This is a genomic window from Brevibacillus daliensis, from assembly GCF_021245735.1.
GTDB classification, from domain to species: domain Bacteria; phylum Bacillota; class Bacilli; order Brevibacillales; family Brevibacillaceae; genus Brevibacillus_B; species Brevibacillus_B daliensis.
Genome location: NZ_JAJISB010000025.1, coordinates 63521 through 78801, shown reverse-complemented (window position 1 = coordinate 78801; position 15281 = coordinate 63521). Strand labels below are relative to the sequence as shown.

The following is a 15281-nucleotide window of genomic DNA, read 5'->3' as shown; positions in this document are numbered from 1 at the left end:
TGTCTCACCCCTTTACCAGTTCCTCTTCTTCCTCGCCTAAATATGCGGCGATTACACTCTTATTCTCCTGAATTTCCTGAGGGGTTCCCTCGGCTATTTTCTTACCTTGGTCTAATACGACAATTCGATCTGCTACTTGCATGATCATGTCCATATCGTGTTCGACCAAAAGGATAGCTGTTCCACTTTTTCTGATCTCTTTAAAAAGACGGCTCATCTCCGCTGTTTCCGTATGGTTAAGTCCAGCAGCAGGTTCATCCAGTAGCAGTAGCTTCGGACCAGAAACCATTGCTCTGGCAATTTCCATGAGGCGAAGCTTGCCATATGGCAAACTCCCTGCCAATCTGGATGAGATATCAGGCAAACCAACCAGGTCTAGCCACTTTAGCGCTTGTTCGCGCATTTCTTTCTCTTCTTTTCGTGCTGTTGGCAATTTAATTCCACAGGCAAACAGACTTGATTTTCCTTTTGAATGCATGCCAACCATTACATTCTCCACTACCGTCATATCATCAAAGGTCTGTAGATTTTGAAACGTCCGAGTAATGCCTAGGCTAGCGTACGCGTGACCAGCAACCTGTAGCATCGGTTGATTTTCAAAGGAAATCTCGCCAGAAGAAGGTGGGATTACACCTGATATCATGTTAAGAACGGTACTTTTCCCTGCACCATTAGGGCCGATTAACGCCAGAATTTCTCCCGTATTCATATGAAAATCGACTTCAGAAACTGCCTTAACTCCACCAAAATCTCTAGACAAACCGCGAATATCTAAAAGCATTGTCATGTAGTAGCCTTCCTTTCCATCGACTGGTCGTCCTCTTCACCGCGAGCTGCCTTTTTCTTCATTTTCATACTTTGCAGGAATGCTGCCGATTTTGGAACGAGACCTTCAGGCATGAACATGACGATTAGTACGAGAATTCCACCAAATACGATTGTATCTACATCCCCGTGTAAGAAAGGGATATACTCTCTTAACACAGTCAGAATTTCACTGATTGCATTAATGACAACTGCACCGATTAAGGCACCCCAGATGCTCGTCATCCCCCCAATTACCACCATCGTCAAAAACTTGATGGATTCGTGTAAACCAAATGGCTGGGGATCAAGAATTCCCATGAAGTGAGCGTACAATCCACCAGCTAGACCAGCGAAAATACCGCTAATAATAAATGCACTCAATTTGAAAGATCGTACATTAATCCCCATTGATGTAGCTGCTACTTCGCTCTTATGAATCGCCCGAAACGCTCTACCTACTCTCGAATGAAGAAGCGACAAGGAGAATACCAGAACACAGGTAACAAGTGCCCACACGAGGTAATACATGCGAAGTTCACTTTCACCAAAAAATGCAATCTGTGGGATGTTAATCATACCGTTAGCTCCACCGGTCACCGATTCCCATTCCGTTATTCCGATTTGTACGATAAATCCAAAGGCGAGAGTTGCCATTGCCAGATAATATCCTTGCAAACCAGCGATCGCTCTGCCCAAAACGTAGGCAAAAACTGCTGGAATAATCATCGCAATAAGTAAGCCAATCATCGGTGATAATCCATATTTAGCGGTAACAACCGCTGATGTATAAGCACCCAGTCCAAAAAACGCTGCCTGTCCAAGCGAAATTTGTCCTGCTTGTCCCATCAGTAAGCATAGCCCGATGGTGACGATTGAATGAAAGCCGATAATAATTGCTACAGAACGGTAATACTCATCAATTGGTAAAAAAGGAAAGATAAGAACCAGAAAGAGGTATAGAAAAAATCCTTTTCCCCATTTGTTAATAACTTTCATTACAATCCACCTTTCCCCACGCTGCGTTCTCCAAAGAGTCCTGAAGGTTTCATTATTAGTACCGCTATCAGAATAAGGAAGGCAAATGCATCTTTCATTCCAGAACTGATATACCCTGCTCCAAATGATTCAAGAATCCCGATCAAAAATGCTGCAACTGCGGCTCCAATCGGATTACCTAACCCACCAAGGATCGCTGCAGAAAAGCCTTTGATACCTAGAAGCACACCCACATCATAGGAAGTAACACTTAACGGTGCGATTACGATCCCAGCAATTGCCCCCGTAGCTCCACTGATGCCAAACGCGATCATGCTCATCTTTACCGGACTGATTCCCATCAGTTTGGCAGCCATTGGATTGATGGAACATGCGGTTATTTTTTTTCCTAGCATTGTTTTACTCATCAAGAACCAGAGGAAGACAAGAATAATTAATACAGTTCCCAAAATCCAGACACTTTGCATTGCAATGTTTACACCTGCAATGGAGAGCGGTGCACTATTTGTGATAGGAGGGAGCGAGAATGCATCTTTTCCCCAGGTTAAGCTGGCAGCCCCTTGTAAAAGGGTAGAGAAACCTATTGTCAAAATTATTAGACTTATAGCATTTGCCTTTTTGACATTTGCAATAATATACTTTTGAAGAAAGATTCCTAATAACGTTACTGCTAAGATTGCTACTAACGCTGCTACGCCATACGGAAGTTCCATCCCAATCAAAGCCACAGTAATCATTCCGCCGAGCATTAAAAATTCACCTTGTGCCATGTTAATTACTTTGCTAACACTGTAAATGGTGATGAATCCTATCGCAACGATCGCATAGATACCACCATTTACTAGTCCATTAGCAAAATATTGCATAAATTCTGTCATTCGCTGATGCTCCCCCTTCTTTCCCAACCTACCATGAAAACGATTACAAGTTTTTTGAGTAAAAAAATCCCCCAGTACCTTGATGCTTTTGCAATGCAGTTGAACTGGGGTTACACTCTCATTTATGCCTTATCTGTGGGTGCGGGCTCGTACATATGTTCAAAGAAGCGAATTGCTCCCGGATGAAGCAGAGCATAATAATCTTGGAATAGCTGGTCTGCTTCTCTTCCTAGCCATAGCTTCGGGAGCAATTCCTCTGGTAAATCTGGATCAATAAACAAGAACTTGCGATATTCGTGGACGAGCTTTGATTTTTCAACAAAGCAGAAGCTATCTTCTATCCCTGCTTTTTGCTCTACTTTTTGTAGCAATTCCTCATAAGCTGGACGATACAGATGAATAAACTCTTCATAAGCAGCATTGATTTCATCAATATTCCAGCATTTTTGTACCAATGTCTCATTACTGCTCCACCCTTGATGCTCCGCAGTAAAAATCTCGACATAATCCGTAACCTCGTAAGATTCAGTTACTTCCTTGATCCTATCAGTAAGATTATTAGGACTAATCCATGTACTGGTTGTTAACATACCGAACCCCATCCAGGCGAGTTCTTTACGCAGCTGATCGCGCAATATTCTCTTTTCTTCGGGAATGTTGTAGCTGACTATGCAGCATTTGCCGTCCCACTGTGTATTTTCTACCTTATAGATACGGGCTGCCGCTTCATCCAGTCTCTTTTTGCCCCTTGGCGTCATTGAGTAGTAGCTACGGTTTCCGATTTTTCTAGATTCGAGCCAGCCTTGGCGATTCATACGGGAAATTGCTGCACGCACTGCCTGTTCAGTTAAACCGAACTCTCCCATTAACTTGGTGAGACTACCGATCCAAATTTCACTACCATAGTTGCGAACATATTCACCAAAAATGGTAAATAACATTGATTGTGGCTTCATTCATTTACCTCCAGATCGTCTTCATAACTTTCCGCTGTGAAATTGTACCATACATCCATGCGAAAAGTTCAGCGATCCGGCATTTTTATAACGGTTTTTCCTATTACGTCTTCATAACGTCATAACGAAAAGATGCTAGAGCCTTATGCTGATTCTCCTTCTGCTACCTTCTTTTGTAAGGAAGAAAGTCTTTCTGCCATCTCCTGCTTAACAAAAACCGCTTGCGTAAAAATCCCAACTCCCACTTGGTTTTCTGATGTATGTGCGGTTACTTCACATATTACTCGTTTTCCTCTGACTTCTGTGCAAGTTGCTTGAAAGGTAACAGTCTGCCCAATCACCGCAGGTCCCACATGCTTCACATTTATTTCAAATCCTGCTCCCTCTTCATGCTCTTCGAAGTAAGGGAGGATGACATACCGTCCCACTTTCTCCATGTAATAGATCATGGTGACGGTAGACATCACATGATGAACAATCTCACCATCGAAGGAAGGCACCATATCTTCGGTCACTATTATGGAAAATTTTTCGCTTTTTCCTAGTATCCCGGGTTTCACGTCGTCGCCTCCTACACTCGTTCAATAATTGTTGCAACACCTTGACCGACACCAATACACATCGTAGCTAATCCATAACGCACTTCACGTCGTTCCATCTCATGTAATAAAGTGGTTAAAATTCTCGCACCACTACATCCGAGTGGATGACCAAGTGCAATCGCTCCCCCATTCACATTAACCAGGTCATAAGGGATGCCTAATTCATTCACACAAGCCACTGCTTGAGCGGCAAATGCTTCATTTACTTCAAACAAATCAATATCTTCTATTTGTAGGCCAGCCAGCTTCAGTGCTTTTCTCGTTGCCGGAATTGGACCAAGTCCCATTACAGATGGATCAACACCTGCTACAGCTGATGCAACGATACGAGCACGAGGTGTAAGCCCCGATTCCTTTGCCAATTCCTCGTCCATTATCAGTAGAGCACATGCTCCGTCGTTAAGACCGGAAGAATTACCTGCCGTGACAGAACCATTCTGCTTGAATGCTGGCTTCAATTTCTTCAATTGCTCCATCGTTGTTTCAGGTCTAGGATGTTCATCTGTATCGACCAGCGTAACATCCCCTTTGCGCCCAACGATTTCTACATGGACAAGTTCACTAGCGAATTTGCCTTCAGCAAACGCACGCCCATACTTCTCTTGACTGGATAAAGCAAATTCATCTTGTGCTTCCCTTGTTACCCCATATTGTTCCGCTACATTTTCTGCCGTTTCTCCTAGACTAATTGTTGGATACATCTCATCCATCTTTTTGTTTACAAGACGCCAGCCTAGAGTCGTATCAGCAAGTTGTTGGTTCCCACGTTGATAAGCATTCCCAGGCTTCATCATGACTAGAGGAGCACGAGTCATGCTTTCCGTTCCACCAGCAATGTAAACCTGTCCAGCACCTGCTTTAATGGCATGCGATGCTTGGTTTACTGCCTCCAAGCCAGAACCACATAGTCGGTTCACAGTTACTCCCGGTACCTCAACAGGAAGTCCCGCCAGTAAGGAGGACATACGTGCTACATTGCGATTATCCTCACCAGCTTGATTGGCGCACCCAAAGATAACATCTTCAATCAAGGTTGGGTCTAATTCATTACGTTCCAGTAGTTTACGTATCACGATTGCACCCAGATCGTCTGGGCGGACATCCTTCAATGCTCCCCCATGGCGACCGATAGGTGTACGTATGGCATCAACAATCACAGCTGTTCTCATCAGTAATTCCTCCATGGTTCATGTTTACAAAGCTTCTACAAGCGTAGCCAATCCTTGTCCTCCACCTATGCAAAGCGAGACTACACCGTACTGTTTGCCTCTTCTATTTAGCTCGTACAAGATTGTTCCCAAGAGTCTCGCACCGCTACATCCTAATGGATGACCAAGTGCTATCGCTCCACCGTTCACATTGGTTTTGTCTGTAGGCAAATTCAATTCTCGGATACAAGCAAGTGATTGTGAGGCGAAAGCTTCATTTATTTCAAACAAATCGATATCATCAATGGTCATGCCCGTTTCTTCCAGCAATTTACTGATGGCATATACCGGACCCATTCCCATCACTCGTGGATCTACACCTACAGAGCAGTAATGAACAATTCTTCCTAATGGTGTGGCATTCAGTTCTTTTAGCTTGTCAGCACTCATTAGGACAACTGCCGCTGCTCCATCATTGATACCGGAAGAGTTACCTGCCGTTACCGAACCACCTTTGCGGAATGCCGGTTTAAGGCGAGAGAGTGATTCTAATGAAGTATCACGTCTTGGATATTCATCTGTATCAAAAATAATCTCGCCTTTCTTACGATCATGCCGAGTAATAGGGACGATCTCTTCTTTAAACCAGCCTTGATCAATCGCATGAATCGCGCGGCGCTGACTCTCTACCGCAAAAGCGTCCTGATCTTCACGACTAATGTGATAAGCTTCGGCTACATTTTCTGCTGTATCTCCCATGGTCAAATCTCCATATAGGCTAACAGGTGCAGAACGTGGACCTCCAAAGGATTCAATCAGTGTCTTACCACCACGTTGGTACGGTTGCTCGAATTTTTCCATAATGTAAGGGGAACGAGTCAAATTCTCCACGCCACCTGCCAGAACGACATCACTATGACCTGTTTGAATAGATTGCGTAGCCAGATTAATGGCTTCCAGACCAGAAGCGCATACTCGATTCACAGTTAATCCAGGAATTGATTCAGGGAGACCTGCTTTCAATAATCCGACACGGGCTATATTAATGAAGGGACCAGCCGAAATCACATTCCCCATAATGACTTCATTTACGTACTCTGGATTAAGGTTGGCACGCGAGACGGCTTCCTTCATAACCAGAGCGCTCAAATCATCAATGGGAACCTCTGACAGACCTCCTCCTAGCTTACCGATAGGTGTCCGAACCGCAGCAGTTACATATACATCACGCAGTTGTTGTCTCATACTCTGATTCCTTCTTCCTGCGGATACAGATAAAATCCTTGTCCACACTTTTTGCCCGTACGAGCTGCTAATACCAATTTTCTGAGGAGAGGAGCCGGACGGTATCTCTCTTCTCGTAGATCCCGATGAATCCCATTCACTATGGCATAAATCTCATCGATTCCAATTTGATCAGCCCAAGCAAGTGGTCCCTGCGGGTAATTGGTTCCTTTTTGCATCGCGATGTCGATATCTTCAGCAGTCGCGGTTTTTTCCATTACAGCAAATACTGCTTCATTAATGATGAGGGATAAAATACGAGGAAATACCAGTCCTACCTCATCTACGACAACTTCTGTTTCTTTGCCAAGTGTTGTAAAGAATGTTGTTACCTGCGGAGTAATTTCCTCCGCTGTCTGTAATGCCGGAGCAATCTCGATCAGCTCCCGCTCCACTAGCGGAACCAATGTTCCAAAACCACAAATCCGCTCAGGATGCTTGGTCCAGGATGCTACCTCCGTAGCCGTAATCGCAAGTGACGTTGTTACAATTGGAACTTCCAGAGAAAGGAGACGGTCCAGTTGCACGATCGAATCCTTCTTCTTTTCCAGATCGGTATTCATTACTTCCAGCGCCAGCTTCACTTGATACGTGCCGGTTTCTGCCATCTTCAAATCAATCACCTGATACTGATTGCTCGTCATCAAATAATGTAACTCTTCGAAGAGTGGTCCTTCTCCTACCAATAAAATGGTTTGATTAGCTGTAGTCATAAAATCCCTCACCTGTCTTCCTGCCCAAGTTGCCTGCCTGTACCATACGTTCCTGAATTCGGCTTGGCTTAAATCTTCCTTCATAGAAAAAGTCCTGGAACACGGTTTGCGTTGTTGCAAAATTAATGTCAATTCCGATCATATCTTGAAGTTCAAACGGTCCCATTTTAAAGCCACCTGCGCGCTTCATGATGCGATCTATCTGTTCTACTTCTGCCACACCGTCTCCGAGAATACGAAGGGCTTCGTTATAATACGGTCGTGCTACACGATTTACAATAAAGCCTGGTGTGTCTGTTGCCATTACGGGAACCTTAGCGAGCTTCTTAGCGAATTGATAAGTAGCTTGTACGTTCTCTTCCGAGGATTGTTTGCCCCGAATCACCTCTACCAATGGCATAACAGGTGCCGGGTTAAAGAAATGAAGTCCAAGTACTCTCTCCGGATGAGCCAGACTCCCAGCAATCGCTGTAATAGAAATGGAAGACGTATTACTCAGCAAAAGAGTCTTTTCCGAGCAGATTTTTGCAAGTTGCTGAAACAACGATTTTTTCAATTCGAGACGCTCAGGCACTGCTTCCACAATAATAGTCCGATCATGTAACTCTTCTATTCGAGCAATCGGATTAATCAACTGAATGGTTTTTGCCTTTTGCTCTTCGCTGATTTTTCCTTTCGTCACATCTTTGGTTAAGGTTGAGTGAAAATATTGTTTTGCTCTTTCCAGTGTCTCCTCATTGGCGTCCAAAAGCTTTACGCTATATCCCTGCCTGGCGCATACGAGAGCAATCCCTGCGCCCATCGTGCCTGCCCCGATCACGCCAACTCGATATTCATTCATGGTGGAAACCTCCTTTATGCTATTACTGTCCGGTAAAATCAGGAGTTCGTTTTTCCAGAAATGCCTGGATACCTTCTTTATGATCTCGGGTATTACCCGCAGCTTCTTGCGCAAATGCTTCGTATTCAAGCGTTTCAGAGAGATTCATGTTCATTCCTTTATACATGGTTCTCTTGATTAATCCGATCGCTTTTGTAGGTAGAGTAGCCAACTTACTTGCATAGGCAAATGCCTCTTCTTCAAAAGTCTCGGGAGCGAATACTTTACTTACAAGACCAATTCGATATGCTTCTTCTGCGGATACTTTTTCGCCTGTCATTGCCAATTCTAACGCTTTCCCCATACCTACAATTCGAGGCAGGAAGTAACACCCACCGGAATCAGGAACCAAGCCGATTCCCACAAATGCGTTTACAAACGATGCTTTCTGAGAGGCTACTCGGATATCACAAGCTAGTGCAATGCTCATCCCGGCACCTGCGGCTACACCATTGACTGCTGCAATAATCGGTTTCTCCGTTTGCTGGATTTGCATGATCATCGGGTTGTAACGATCGCGAAGGAATCCACCATAGTCGATGGTCTCTCCCTTTACGTCAGACAAATCCTGACCTGCATTAAAAGCTCTTCCTGCCCCTGTAAGCATGATGCTTCGAATATTATGATCTTTGTTTGCCTGTTTGAAGGCAGATATTATTTCTTTATGCATTTGTTCGGTAAAGGCATTAAATTTTTCCGGGCGATTCATCCTAATTACAGCCACGCCGTCCATGACTTCATATTGAATGGTTTCGTACATAATTGCCCTCCTATTTTCCTTGGAAATGTGCCTTTCGCTTTTCAATAAAAGCCTGCATGCCCTCTTTACGATCCTCACTTGCAAGTAACAGATAAAAGCAGTTGCGTTCATACTGCATACCTTCTGTAAGCGTGAGATCTTCCGCTTTATGAGCAGCTTTTTTGATTAGCTGAACCGCAAGAGGTGGTTGCTTGGCAATTTGTTTAGCCAACTTAATTGCTTCGTTGTAATAAGCTTCTACGGGAACCACTTTATTAACTAAGCCATATGCCAAGGCCTGATCTGCTGTAATTGGATCGCCTGTCAAAAGCATCTCCATCGCTTTTCTGAGACCAACTGCTCTTACTAGACGCTGGGTGCCGCCAGCACCAGGCATTACCCCAAGTTTTACTTCAGGCTGACCAATCAGCGTTGTTTCGGAGGCAATTACCATGTCACAATTCATCATCAATTCACAACCGCCACCTAGTGTAAAGCCACTGATAGCCCCGATAATCGGCTTCGAAATGAGTGACATGCGATCCCACACTGCAAACTGGTCTTTTTGCATGATCGAGATAGCTGATTCTTCTGCCATCTCATTAATATCTGCACCTGCTGCGAATGCCTTTGAATTCCCTGTCAAAACAATAACCCGTATATTTTTATCCTGATCCATCCGCTCAAGCTCGTTTACCAATTCATCGATGAGTTGCAAGTTCAAAGCATTAAGGACCTGTGGGCGATTCAACGTAATGATACCAACCTGCTCATCCGTCTTCACCTTAATCAATTCGGTAGACATGGATCATCCTCGCTTTCCTTGTGAACTTATCTGGAAGTAAAAGTTATGAGCTTACTTTTGCTACGTTCCGATTATCAACTATGCGGATCGCTTTGCTTTCACTTCGCTGAATGGAATAAGGAGCTACCATTTTCAGTAGAACGGATACCCCTAACATGTCTTTAATTCTGTGGCAAATCTGCTTCACCAGTTTACTAGTATCTTCACCCAACTCAGAATATTCTGGAGTTAATTCGCAGTGAACTTCGAAACGATCCAAAGCTCCATCACGTTCAATGACAACTTGATAATGTGGAGCAAGCTCTTTGAAGGAGAGAAGAACGGACTCAATCTCCGTCGGGAAAACATTTACGCCGCGAATAATCAGCATATCGTCAACTCGTCCTTTGATACGTGACATTCTTAATGACGTTCTTCCACATACACAAGGCTCTGGATTTAAAGAAGCGATATCCCCTGTGCGATAACGTAGAACTGGGAAAGCTTCTTTTGTAAGTGAAGTAAACACAAGCTCACCTTGTTCGCCATACGGCAATACTTCACTAGTTTTCGGATCAACAATTTCTGCATAGAAATGATCTTCAGCGATATGAAGTCCATCTTGTCCTTCATGACACTCACAGGAGATACCTGGTCCCATTACTTCGCTCAATCCGTAGATATCAACCGCTTTAATATTTAGCTCCGTCTCAAGCTGTTCTCTCATTTCCTCAGACCAAGGTTCTGCTCCGAAAATCCCGTACTCTACGCTAGATTCACGCGGATCTAAGCCCAATCGCTTCATTTCTTCCACGATATTTAAGATGTAAGATGGCGTACCTGACAATCCACGCGGTAAAAAATCTTGAATCAATGTGATTTGGCGTGATGTATTTCCGCCTGAGATCGGTACAACTACGGCTCCCATTTGTTCGATACCATAGTGAAGTCCCAATCCACCTGTAAATAATCCGTATCCATAAGCGTTATGGAAGATATCACCTGGACGTCCTCCTGCCAAGCAAATTGATCTCGCTACTACCTCAGACCAGTTCTCGATGTCTTTTTTTGTATATCCTACAACCGTTGGCTTTCCTTTTGTTCCGGAAGAACCGTGAATGCGTGCTACCTGATCCATACCAACTGCGAATAAACCAAACGGATAGTTCTCTCGTAGATCTGTCTTTTTCATGAACGGAATCTTCTGCAAATCATCTAAAGTTTGAATATCTTCTGGTTTAATACCTGCTTGTGCAAATGAATTTTTATGAAACTCCACGTTTTCGTAAGCGTGAGCTACTGTTTTTTTCAAGCGTTCCAATTGGATTTTTTGCATTTCTTCTCTTGATAACGTTTCCATTTCTTTGTTATAAATCATCTTTCCTTGCTCCTCTCACATTTGCAATGTCTCTAATCCTTACTTCTCTTCATTCATCTTTTACTCTCCAGTGAAAACTGGTTTTCTTTTTTCCTGAAAGGCTTGTAATGCCTCTATACGATCTTTAGTTGGAATAATAACCTCGTAGCACATGCTCTCCATATCTAACGCTGTCTGAATATCCACACCATGACCTCGATCAATTGCCTGTTTTGCTTGATAAACAGCTAGAGGCGCATTAGATGTAATTTCTATCGCTAGTGACATCGCCTTCTGTTGCAGTTGATCCAGATCATCAACCACACCGTTAAGCATTCCGTACTGATAAGCTTGCTCTGCATCAATTCGACGGGCAGTCAGAATAAGCTCCTTCGCCAGTGACAGACCTACTAGTCTGGTCAAACGCTGCGTTCCCCCAGCACCTGGAATAATCCCAAGGCTAACCTCAGTTAATCCCATTTTTGCTTCTCTTATGGCATATCTGAAATCACATGCCAATGCTAATTCCAAACCGCCACCAAATGCAAAGCCATTAATCAAGGCAATGGTCGGTTGCGGGAGACGTTCGATAGCACTAAAAACATCACGAATTTTACGAACATTCCGTCTAACTTGTTGTTGATTAAGAGTCTTTCTCTCTTTTAGATCAGCTCCGGCACAAAAAGCACGCCCTTCTGCTCTGACAAGAACTACTCGAGTCTCTTTACTATCAATTCTCACATTTTCAATGATCTCTTCCAATTGGACAAGAGTAGCAAACCCTAGTGCATTTAATTCATCGGGACGTTGGAGTGTAATGATCCCGATATATCCCTCTTTTTCAAAACGTACATGTTGTTCTGCCATTCCTCTTCCCTCCCAAGAATCTATTCACTATTTTGATAGATGTGCATTGTTATTTACGATTTTTCGGTATTAATTCTCGCATACGTCCCTGAAGCGAATGCTACTAACTCACCATCGCAAGTAACACGTGCTTCCATGATTATTAGTTTGCGCCCGCTTTTAATTACTTTGGAAACCGCTTCAAGACGCTCTCCTTTTGCAGGGGCTACATAGTTAATTTTTGTTTCTACCGTGACACATTGCTGTACTCCGTTTAGATAAGGTGCAGCTCCATGGCCCATCACTACATCAGCCAGGGTAGCCGTTACTCCACCATGTACAACGTTATCTAGACTGTTAAAGTGCTCCGGTCTCACAGTCAATGCAATACGACAGCCTTCATCATCTCTATGCAGCACTTCTATACCTACATGCTCATTAAATCGATTCGTTTTTTGATTTAGCATCTGCTTTGTCCTCCTGATGCAAAAAATACTTCTAATTATTGAGGCTATCTACAACCATTACCATGATGATTACTAGTGGCAGATAGCCTACATCGATATAAAATTATAAATTTTCAGTCATTGCAAACCATGTTTTATTCCAATACTTCTGCAATATGCATGGCTACTACTTTACCTGCAAAACCCATTAAATCTTTTCCAGCAGCACGACCTTCAGCAGATGACAACGCTTCCAATACAGCTTCCTTAGAATCAAAATACATTTCTGCGATTAGATGCAGGTTGCTTTCTCCACCAGGAGCTCCAACTACTTTGCTTACTTCCATTTTGATAAGACCTGGCATTTTTTCTGCAAGGGGCGCGTGCACTTCGAAATAATGACGATCAAATGCTTCTACATCTTCCGGCTTTTTATAAACAGCGACCAATTTATACATGTTACCTAGCCTCCCAAAATTAAAAATATTAAATGTGACATTATTTTATGTGACGTTATAATAACGCACACTATATTTTTTATTATATTTTTAGATTCAAGCAAGAGTCAATGAATTTTTTGTCATCATTTGTTCAATTTTGTTTTTTTATATGAAAAATATCTACTATTCGCAACGTTTTCACAAGTGTGATGTGCAATTTTATTCAGAATAAATGATATAATGTGTGAGAATCTTTATTTACAAATTAATAATCAGGCAGGTGTCTCTTTATGTGGAATGCCATATATGTAACGGGAATAGTCGCGGCATGTATTATGGGGGTTTTTTATAGCATATCGGCAAGACGACGCGGTCTCCATCCAGCTGAATCCCGTATGATTCTCGGCAAAATGAACATTTCTCTTGGTCTTCTCTTGTTATTACTTGGAACCAATCAGTTTACTTTTGAAGATGTAACAACCATACGTGTAGTCGTTGCCATCATTATGCTAATTGTGGGTACAACCAATCTGGTACTGGGATTTAGAAATTATCTCTATTACAAAAAAGATTGGAGACAAATAGCGGCACAATTAAACGCGAAGAACTAATACGTGTCTAGAAAAAATAACAGAAGCCCCCTTTAGTTACAAAAGGAGTAACATGTCTAACATGCCATCCATTTTGTTGCAGTAGGGGGTTTATAAAATGTAGCGGATTTACTTTCCAATAAATATCAATTTATTGTAACTTTTTCCTGTTTTGATCGTATTAATTAAAACAAACCTCGCAATTATCTTTCACTGACCCTCTCAAATATTACCAATATCTGCTCCTGCATTCCCTTATTCTTACGCCATCCGGTTAGAAAAATTGAATGGAGGTATGTACATGGTTCTGCCAATTGCAATGCCGCCAACTTTTCCCCCAGATGTTTCTAATTTATCTGCGTGCACAGAAGATGTACGTCTAGCAGCATTAGTAACGGATTCAGGTCCTCTTCATCCACTCGATTACCAGTCCCTTATTACTCGCCTTACTGCCAGTAAATCCAGCTTACCGCCTTTATATCAAGATGCTGTTTTCAATCCTTTTCTCACCACTTTAGAACAATTAGGTGAAGCAGGATTTGAACGGTTGCTCCGTCAAGATCCGCAACATGTTCGTCAGGCAGGTCTCTTGCTTGATATTGCACAAACCATTTTGCAAAACGGAGAAAAGTATCTTCAGGAATCAACAGATGCCTTTCAAGAAGTGGTAAGCGATTTATACGATGGTTTCTTAAGTGCACAGGATCGAAAAGGCGTAAAGCCATCTGATCTGGGTACCATTCCACCTCTTGTAAAATGGGGAAATCCTGATTTTGGACCCTATACTTGGACAGGCGAAGCAACCAAAACATTCGGTGTAAAAACTGCCATTGTTAACCTGCCACCGTCGCACGCAACACGCTGTTTATTCGGCTGGGCAACGCTAGGACATGAGACTGCCGGACATGATATTTTACACGCTGATAAAGGGCTTGCCTCGGAACTTAGCTCCGCTCTTCGACAGCAATTGTTACAATCAGGAACAACCGAGCTGTTAGCACATTACTGGGCGAATCGAATTGATGAAACGGCTTCTGATGTAATGGGAATTCTCAATATGGGACCTGCTGCCGCTATTGGTCTTATCGGCTATTTCCGAGGATTAATGGCTGCTTATCGCAATGACCCCACTCTGCGCAATGAAGGTCCGGAACAAGATTCCCATCCCATCGATATTCTACGCGGTTTTCTCGCTGCTTCCACTGTTCGTTTACTCCAGTTTTCCAAAGCAAGTGAATGGGCCAATCTGATTGAAGAAGAAGTCATGAAAGATGTAAGCACCATTCGTATCGGAAAAACGATTATTTCACTTGATGATGCCAAATCCACTGCCCAGCAAACAGCAGAAGTCATCATGTATAAAAAGATGGCTGCGCTCGAACATCACGCCTTGGGAGACATACAAAACTGGAAGGACTGCGATGAAGAAATTGTTTCCATGTTACGTCAACAGTTGGTGAATCAACTCCCACCTTCTGTCGATTATGCAACAGGGATATATGCTGCTCATGTGGTCGCAGCTGCTGTAACACAAGGAGCCTCACAAGGTGCCGACCTCACAAGCCTTTTTACTCAGATGATACAAATGCTGAAGCAAATGCACGACGCTAATCCAGCTTGGGGTCCTATGTATGTGACACTCCCAGGTAATCTTGTTCGTCATCATGCCTTTCTTTCATAAAAAATTAGAAAACTTGGCTTTACCAAGCTTCTGGTGCAGGTAAAGCCTTAGTTGCACTTATGCAGATAAGAATTTTTATAAATTCTTATCTGTAAGCAAAAGAAGATGGGGCCACAATGCTGTGCCCCCATCTT

The 15281-nt window shown here is 43.1% G+C and carries 17 protein-coding genes; 2 read left to right on the top strand and 15 right to left on the bottom strand.

Going from position 1 to position 15281, the window contains the following annotated elements; translation table 11 throughout:
* Window positions 1-4: 4 nt before the first annotated feature.
* From LM917_RS17285 to LM917_RS17215, 15 genes are all read right to left on the bottom strand, one after another.
* Window positions 5-787: an ABC transporter ATP-binding protein gene (locus tag LM917_RS17285; protein WP_232698884.1), complete on the bottom strand. Its 783-nt coding sequence runs from the start codon at window positions 785-787 to the stop codon at window positions 5-7.
* Window positions 784-1803 (bottom strand): branched-chain amino acid ABC transporter permease, encoded by a 1020-nt coding sequence (locus tag LM917_RS17280; RefSeq protein WP_232698883.1) that lies wholly within the window; start codon window positions 1801-1803, stop codon window positions 784-786. The genes LM917_RS17285 and LM917_RS17280 overlap by 4 nt, the downstream gene beginning before the upstream one ends.
* The gene (locus LM917_RS17275; RefSeq protein WP_232698882.1) at window positions 1803-2681 is read right to left on the bottom strand and encodes a branched-chain amino acid ABC transporter permease; all 879 of its coding nucleotides are present in this window, start codon (window positions 2679-2681) and stop codon (window positions 1803-1805) included. The genes LM917_RS17280 and LM917_RS17275 overlap by 1 nt, the downstream gene beginning before the upstream one ends.
* Window positions 2682-2803: 122 nt before the next feature.
* The gene (paaX, locus tag LM917_RS17270; RefSeq protein WP_232698881.1) at window positions 2804-3637 is read right to left on the bottom strand and encodes a phenylacetic acid degradation operon negative regulatory protein PaaX; all 834 of its coding nucleotides are present in this window, start codon (window positions 3635-3637) and stop codon (window positions 2804-2806) included.
* 143 nt (window positions 3638-3780) lie between these two features.
* A complete protein-coding gene (locus LM917_RS17265; protein WP_232698880.1) occupies window positions 3781-4197 on the bottom strand; it encodes a thioesterase family protein in 417 nt (138 codons plus the stop codon).
* Window positions 4198-4208: 11 nt separating this feature from the next.
* On the bottom strand, window positions 4209-5408 hold the full coding sequence (locus tag LM917_RS17260) for a thiolase family protein (protein WP_232698879.1): 1200 nt from the start codon (window positions 5406-5408) through the stop codon (window positions 4209-4211).
* Between the two features lie 24 nt (window positions 5409-5432).
* Complete coding sequence (locus tag LM917_RS17255; protein WP_232698878.1) at window positions 5433-6632, bottom strand: thiolase family protein; 1200 nt, start codon at window positions 6630-6632, stop codon at window positions 5433-5435.
* On the bottom strand, window positions 6629-7384 hold the full coding sequence (locus LM917_RS17250) for a 3-hydroxyacyl-CoA dehydrogenase family protein (RefSeq protein ID WP_232698877.1): 756 nt from the start codon (window positions 7382-7384) through the stop codon (window positions 6629-6631). Before LM917_RS17250 ends, LM917_RS17255 begins: the two co-directional genes overlap by 4 nt.
* Window positions 7371-8225 (bottom strand): 3-hydroxyacyl-CoA dehydrogenase NAD-binding domain-containing protein, encoded by an 855-nt coding sequence (locus tag LM917_RS17245; protein ID WP_232698876.1) that lies wholly within the window; start codon window positions 8223-8225, stop codon window positions 7371-7373. Before LM917_RS17245 ends, LM917_RS17250 begins: the two co-directional genes overlap by 14 nt.
* 22 nt (window positions 8226-8247) lie before the next feature.
* Window positions 8248-9024: an enoyl-CoA hydratase-related protein gene (locus LM917_RS17240; protein ID WP_232698875.1), complete on the bottom strand. Its 777-nt coding sequence runs from the start codon at window positions 9022-9024 to the stop codon at window positions 8248-8250.
* A gap of 10 nt (window positions 9025-9034) precedes the next feature.
* Window positions 9035-9808: an enoyl-CoA hydratase-related protein gene (locus LM917_RS17235; RefSeq protein WP_232698873.1), complete on the bottom strand. Its 774-nt coding sequence runs from the start codon at window positions 9806-9808 to the stop codon at window positions 9035-9037.
* Window positions 9809-9851: 43 nt separating this feature from the next.
* Window positions 9852-11165: a phenylacetate--CoA ligase PaaK gene (gene paaK, locus LM917_RS17230; protein WP_232698871.1), complete on the bottom strand. Its 1314-nt coding sequence runs from the start codon at window positions 11163-11165 to the stop codon at window positions 9852-9854.
* Between the two features lie 60 nt (window positions 11166-11225).
* Window positions 11226-12011, bottom strand: coding sequence for an enoyl-CoA hydratase-related protein (locus tag LM917_RS17225; RefSeq protein ID WP_232698869.1), 786 nt, complete (start codon window positions 12009-12011; stop codon window positions 11226-11228).
* A gap of 53 nt (window positions 12012-12064) precedes the next feature.
* Window positions 12065-12457, bottom strand: coding sequence for a PaaI family thioesterase (locus tag LM917_RS17220; protein ID WP_232698867.1), 393 nt, complete (start codon window positions 12455-12457; stop codon window positions 12065-12067).
* Between the two features lie 134 nt (window positions 12458-12591).
* Window positions 12592-12894: an EthD family reductase gene (locus LM917_RS17215; RefSeq protein ID WP_232698865.1), complete on the bottom strand. Its 303-nt coding sequence runs from the start codon at window positions 12892-12894 to the stop codon at window positions 12592-12594.
* Window positions 12895-13166: 272 nt separating this feature from the next.
* Between LM917_RS17215 and LM917_RS17210 the strand changes: the two genes are divergently transcribed.
* Window positions 13167-13487, top strand: coding sequence for a YtpI family protein (locus tag LM917_RS17210; protein ID WP_232698863.1), 321 nt, complete (start codon window positions 13167-13169; stop codon window positions 13485-13487).
* A 280-nt stretch (window positions 13488-13767) separates the two neighbouring features.
* The gene (locus tag LM917_RS17205; protein WP_232698861.1) at window positions 13768-15147 is read left to right on the top strand and encodes a hypothetical protein; all 1380 of its coding nucleotides are present in this window, start codon (window positions 13768-13770) and stop codon (window positions 15145-15147) included.
* The last annotated feature ends 134 nt before the right edge of the window (window positions 15148-15281 follow it).